General features: G+C 44.6%; 9 protein-coding genes. All 9 read left to right on the top strand.

Going from position 1 to position 5513, the window contains the following annotated elements:
- Positions 1 to 683 (top strand): major capsid protein (locus tag ROH8110_RS19065; RefSeq protein ID WP_024181059.1); only part of this gene is annotated, 683 nt, incomplete at its 5' end.
- A gap of 110 nt (positions 684 to 793) precedes the next feature.
- Positions 794 to 1321, top strand: coding sequence for a hypothetical protein (locus ROH8110_RS19060; protein ID WP_000487867.1), 528 nt, complete (start codon positions 794 to 796; stop codon positions 1319 to 1321).
- A gap of 8 nt (positions 1322 to 1329) precedes the next feature.
- Entirely contained in the window at positions 1330 to 2316 is a 987-nt protein-coding gene (locus ROH8110_RS19055; RefSeq protein ID WP_000466547.1) for a Minor spike protein, read from the top strand.
- 36 nt (positions 2317 to 2352) lie between these two features.
- Entirely contained in the window at positions 2353 to 3921 is a 1569-nt protein-coding gene (locus tag ROH8110_RS19050; protein ID WP_001134933.1) for a replication endonuclease, read from the top strand.
- Positions 3854 to 4006, top strand: a complete 153-nt coding sequence (locus ROH8110_RS19045; protein WP_435988044.1) for a hypothetical protein — start codon at positions 3854 to 3856, stop codon at positions 4004 to 4006. Before ROH8110_RS19050 ends, ROH8110_RS19045 begins: the two co-directional genes overlap by 68 nt.
- Positions 3939 to 4178: a phage DNA packaging protein C gene (locus ROH8110_RS19040; RefSeq protein WP_016670801.1), complete on the top strand. Its 240-nt coding sequence runs from the start codon at positions 3939 to 3941 to the stop codon at positions 4176 to 4178. Before ROH8110_RS19045 ends, ROH8110_RS19040 begins: the two co-directional genes overlap by 68 nt.
- Complete coding sequence (locus tag ROH8110_RS19035; protein WP_000084700.1) at positions 4175 to 4633, top strand: scaffolding protein D; 459 nt, start codon at positions 4175 to 4177, stop codon at positions 4631 to 4633. The genes ROH8110_RS19040 and ROH8110_RS19035 overlap by 4 nt, the downstream gene beginning before the upstream one ends.
- Positions 4633 to 4749, top strand: coding sequence for a phage DNA packaging protein J (locus tag ROH8110_RS19030; protein WP_000033471.1), 117 nt, complete (start codon positions 4633 to 4635; stop codon positions 4747 to 4749). Before ROH8110_RS19035 ends, ROH8110_RS19030 begins: the two co-directional genes overlap by 1 nt.
- 36 nt (positions 4750 to 4785) lie before the next feature.
- Positions 4786 to 5513, top strand: a 728-nt coding sequence (locus ROH8110_RS19025; protein WP_303393940.1) for a major capsid protein, incomplete at its 3' end; no start/stop codon positions are given.

The raw sequence follows: 5513 nt of genomic DNA, 5'->3' as shown, positions 1-5513 counted from the left end.
CTAATTTGCATACTGACCAAGAACGTGATTACTTCATGCAGCGTTACCATGATGTTATTTCTTCATTTGGAGGTAAAACCTCTTATGACGCTGACAACCGTCCTTTACTTGTCATGCGCTCTAATCTCTGGGCATCTGGCTATGATGTTGATGGAACTGACCAAACGTCGTTAGGCCAGTTTTCTGGTCGTGTTCAACAGACCTATAAACATTCTGTGCCGCGTTTCTTTGTTCCTGAGCATGGCACTATGTTTACTCTTGCGCTTGTTCGTTTTCCGCCTACTGCGACTAAAGAGATTCAGTACCTTAACGCTAAAGGTGCTTTGACTTATACCGATATTGCTGGCGACCCTGTTTTGTATGGCAACTTGCCGCCGCGTGAAATTTCTATGAAGGATGTTTTCCGTTCTGGTGATTCGTCTAAGAAGTTTAAGATTGCTGAGGGTCAGTGGTATCGTTATGCGCCTTCGTATGTTTCTCCTGCTTATCACCTTCTTGAAGGCTTCCCATTCATTCAGGAACCGCCTTCTGGTGATTTGCAAGAACGCGTACTTATTCGCCACCATGATTATGACCAGTGTTTCCAGTCCGTTCAGTTGTTGCAGTGGAATAGTCAGGTTAAATTTAATGTGACCGTTTATCGCAATCTGCCGACCACTCGCGATTCAATCATGACTTCGTGATAAAAGATTGAGTGTGAGGTTATAACGCCGAAGCGGTAAAAATTTTAATTTTTGCCGCTGAGGGGTTGACCAAGCGAAGCGCGGTAGGTTTTCTGCTTAGGAGTTTAATCATGTTTCAGACTTTTATTTCTCGCCATAATTCAAACTTTTTTTCTGATAAGCTGGTTCTCACTTCTGTTACTCCAGCTTCTTCGGCACCTGTTTTACAGACACCTAAAGCTACATCGTCAACGTTATATTTTGATAGTTTGACGGTTAATGCTGGTAATGGTGGTTTTCTTCATTGCATTCAGATGGATACATCTGTCAACGCCGCTAATCAGGTTGTTTCTGTTGGTGCTGATATTGCTTTTGATGCCGACCCTAAATTTTTTGCCTGTTTGGTTCGCTTTGAGTCTTCTTCGGTTCCGACTACCCTCCCGACTGCCTATGATGTTTATCCTTTGGATGGTCGCCATGATGGTGGTTATTATACCGTCAAGGACTGTGTGACTATTGACGTCCTTCCCCGTACGCCGGGCAATAATGTTTATGTTGGTTTCATGGTTTGGTCTAACTTTACCGCTACTAAATGCCGCGGATTGGTTTCGCTGAATCAGGTTATTAAAGAGATTATTTGTCTCCAGCCACTTAAGTGAGGTGATTTATGTTTGGTGCTATTGCTGGCGGTATTGCTTCTGCTCTTGCTGGTGGCGCCATGTCTAAATTGTTTGGAGGCGGTCAAAAAGCCGCCTCCGGTGGCATTCAAGGTGATGTGCTTGCTACCGATAACAATACTGTAGGCATGGGTGATGCTGGTATTAAATCTGCCATTCAAGGCTCTAATGTTCCTAACCCTGATGAGGCCGTCCCTAGTTTTGTTTCTGGTGCTATGGCTAAAGCTGGTAAAGGACTTCTTGAAGGTACGTTGCAGGCTGGCACTTCTGCCGTTTCTGATAAGTTGCTTGATTTGGTTGGACTTGGTGGCAAGTCTGCCGCTGATAAAGGAAAGGATACTCGTGATTATCTTGCTGCTGCATTTCCTGAGCTTAATGCTTGGGAGCGTGCTGGTGCTGATGCTTCCTCTGCTGGTATGGTTGACGCCGGATTTGAGAATCAAAAAGAGCTTACTAAAATGCAACTGGACAATCAGAAAGAGATTGCCGAGATGCAAAATGAGACTCAAAAAGAGATTGCTGGCATTCAGTCGGCGACTTCACGCCAGAATACGAAAGACCAGGTATATGCACAAAATGAGATGCTTGCTTATCAACAGAAGGAGTCTACTGCTCGCGTTGCGTCTATTATGGAAAACACCAATCTTTCCAAGCAACAGCAGGTTTCCGAGATTATGCGCCAAATGCTTACTCAAGCTCAAACGGCTGGTCAGTATTTTACCAATGACCAAATCAAAGAAATGACTCGCAAGGTTAGTGCTGAGGTTGACTTAGTTCATCAGCAAACGCAGAATCAGCGGTATGGCTCTTCTCATATTGGCGCTACTGCAAAGGATATTTCTAATGTCGTCACTGATGCTGCTTCTGGTGTGGTTGATATTTTTCATGGTATTGATAAAGCTGTTGCCGATACTTGGAACAATTTCTGGAAAGACGGTAAAGCTGATGGTATTGGCTCTAATTTGTCTAGGAAATAACCGTCAGGATTGACACCCTCCCAATTGTATGTTTTCATGCCTCCAAATCTTGGAGGCTTTTTTATGGTTCGTTCTTATTACCCTTCTGAATGTCACGCTGATTATTTTGACTTTGAGCGTATCGAGGCTCTTAAACCTGCTATTGAGGCTTGTGGCATTTCTACTCTTTCTCAATCCCCAATGCTTGGCTTCCATAAGCAGATGGATAACCGCATCAAGCTCTTGGAAGAGATTCTGTCTTTTCGTATGCAGGGCGTTGAGTTCGATAATGGTGATATGTATGTTGACGGCCATAAGGCTGCTTCTGACGTTCGTGATGAGTTTGTATCTGTTACTGAGAAGTTAATGGATGAATTGGCACAATGCTACAATGTGCTCCCCCAACTTGATATTAATAACACTATAGACCACCGCCCCGAAGGGGACGAAAAATGGTTTTTAGAGAACGAGAAGACGGTTACGCAGTTTTGCCGCAAGCTGGCTGCTGAACGCCCTCTTAAGGATATTCGCGATGAGTATAATTACCCCAAAAAGAAAGGTATTAAGGATGAGTGTTCAAGATTGCTGGAGGCCTCCACTATGAAATCGCGTAGAGGCTTTGCTATTCAGCGTTTGATGAATGCAATGCGACAGGCTCATGCTGATGGTTGGTTTATCGTTTTTGACACTCTCACGTTGGCTGACGACCGATTAGAGGCGTTTTATGATAATCCCAATGCTTTGCGTGACTATTTTCGTGATATTGGTCGTATGGTTCTTGCTGCCGAGGGTCGCAAGGCTAATGATTCACACGCCGACTGCTATCAGTATTTTTGTGTGCCTGAGTATGGTACAGCTAATGGCCGTCTTCATTTCCATGCGGTGCACTTTATGCGGACACTTCCTACAGGTAGCGTTGACCCTAATTTTGGTCGTCGGGTACGCAATCGCCGCCAGTTAAATAGCTTGCAAAATACGTGGCCTTATGGTTACAGTATGCCCATCGCAGTTCGCTACACGCAGGACGCTTTTTCACGTTCTGGTTGGTTGTGGCCTGTTGATGCTAAAGGTGAGCCGCTTAAAGCTACCAGTTATATGGCTGTTGGTTTCTATGTGGCTAAATACGTTAACAAAAAGTCAGATATGGACCTTGCTGCTAAAGGTCTAGGAGCTAAAGAATGGAACAACTCACTAAAAACCAAGCTGTCGCTACTTCCCAAGAAGCTGTTCAGAATCAGAATGAGCCGCAACTTCGGGATGAAAATGCTCACAATGACAAATCTGTCCACGGAGTGCTTAATCCAACTTACCAAGCTGGGTTACGACGCGACGCCGTTCAACCAGATATTGAAGCAGAACGCAAAAAGAGAGATGAGATTGAGGCTGGGAAAAGTTACTGTAGCCGACGTTTTGGCGGCGCAACCTGTGACGACAAATCTGCTCAAATTTATGCGCGCTTCGATAAAAATGATTGGCGTATCCAACCTGCAGAGTTTTATCGCTTCCATGACGCAGAAGTTAACACTTTCGGATATTTCTGATGAGTCGAAAAATTATCTTGATAAAGCAGGAATTACTACTGCTTGTTTACGAATTAAATCGAAGTGGACTGCTGGCGGAAAATGAGAAAATTCGACCTATCCTTGCGCAGCTCGAGAAGCTCTTACTTTGCGACCTTTCGCCATCAACTAACGATTCTGTCAAAAACTGACGCGTTGGATGAGGAGAAGTGGCTTAATATGCTTGGCACGTTCGTCAAGGACTGGTTTAGATATGAGTCACATTTTGTTCATGGTAGAGATTCTCTTGTTGACATTTTAAAAGAGCGTGGATTACTATCTGAGTCCGATGCTGTTCAACCACTAATAGGTAAGAAATCATGAGTCAAGTTACTGAACAATCCGTACGTTTCCAGACCGCTTTGGCCTCTATTAAGCTCATTCAGGCTTCTGCCGTTTTGGATTTAACCGAAGATGATTTCGATTTTCTGACGAGTAACAAAGTTTGGATTGCTACTGACCGCTCTCGTGCTCGTCGCTGCGTTGAGGCTTGCGTTTATGGTACGCTGGACTTTGTAGGATACCCTCGCTTTCCTGCTCCTGTTGAGTTTATTGCTGCCGTCATTGCTTATTATGTTCATCCCGTCAACATTCAAACGGCCTGTCTCATCATGGAAGGCGCTGAATTTACGGAAAACATTATTAATGGCGTCGAGCGTCCGGTTAAAGCCGCTGAATTGTTCGCGTTTACCTTGCGTGTACGCGCAGGAAACACTGACGTTCTTACTGACGCAGAAGAAAACGTGCGTCAAAAATTACGTGCAGAAGGAGTGATGTAATGTCTAAAGGTAAAAAACGTTCTGGCGCTCGCCCTGGTCGTCCGCAGCCGTTGCGAGGTACTAAAGGCAAGCGTAAAGGCGCTCGTCTTTGGTATGTAGGTGGTCAACAATTTTAATTGCAGGGGCTTCGGCCCCTTACTTGAGGATAAATTATGTCTAATATTCAAACTGGCGCCGAGCGTATGCCGCATGACCTTTCCCATCTTGGCTTCCTTGCTGGTCAGATTGGTCGTCTTATTACCATTTCAACTACTCCGGTTATCGCTGGCGACTCCTTCGAGATGGACGCCGTTGGCGCTCTCCGTCTTTCTCCATTGCGTCGTGGCCTTGCTATTGACTCTACTGTAGACATTTTTACTTTTTATGTCCCTCATCGTCACGTTTATGGTGAACAGTGGATTAAGTTCATGAAGGATGGTGTTAATGCCACTCCTCTCCCGACTGTTAACACTACTGGTTATATTGACCATGCCGCTTTTCTTGGCACGATTAACCCTGATACCAATAAAATCCCTAAGCATTTGTTTCAGGGTTATTTGAATATCTATAACAACTATTTTAAAGCGCCGTGGATGCCTGACCGTACCGAGGCTAACCCTAATGAGCTTAATCAAGATGATGCTCGTTATGGTTTCCGTTGCTGCCATCTCAAAAACATTTGGACTGCTCCGCTTCCTCCTGAGACTGAGCTTTCTCGCCAAATGACGACTTCTACCACATCTATTGACATTATGGGTCTGCAAGCTGCTTATGCTAATTTGCATACTGACCAAGAACGTGATTACTTCATGCAGCGTTACCATGATGTTATTTCTTCATTTGGAGGTAAAACCTCTTATGACGCTGACAACCGTCCTTTACTTGTCATGCGCTCTAATCT

The sequence above is a fragment of the Roseovarius halotolerans genome, from assembly GCF_900172255.1.
GTDB classification, from domain to species: Bacteria; Pseudomonadota; Alphaproteobacteria; order Rhodobacterales; family Rhodobacteraceae; genus Roseovarius; species Roseovarius halotolerans.
The sequence above is the reverse complement of the archived record's forward strand: the minus strand, read 5'-3'. Positions and strand labels throughout refer to the sequence as shown.

Coding starts and splice junctions, on each gene's coding strand:
- ROH8110_RS19030 (WP_000033471.1), top strand. CDS start 4,633: ATGTCTAAAGGTAAAAAACGTTCTGGCGCTCGCCCTGGTCGTCCGCAG.
- ROH8110_RS19050 (WP_001134933.1), top strand. CDS start 2,353: ATGCCTCCAAATCTTGGAGGCTTTTTTATGGTTCGTTCTTATTACCCT.
- ROH8110_RS19055 (WP_000466547.1), top strand. CDS start 1,330: ATGTTTGGTGCTATTGCTGGCGGTATTGCTTCTGCTCTTGCTGGTGGC.
- ROH8110_RS19035 (WP_000084700.1), top strand. CDS start 4,175: ATGAGTCAAGTTACTGAACAATCCGTACGTTTCCAGACCGCTTTGGCC.
- ROH8110_RS19060 (WP_000487867.1), top strand. CDS start 794: ATGTTTCAGACTTTTATTTCTCGCCATAATTCAAACTTTTTTTCTGAT.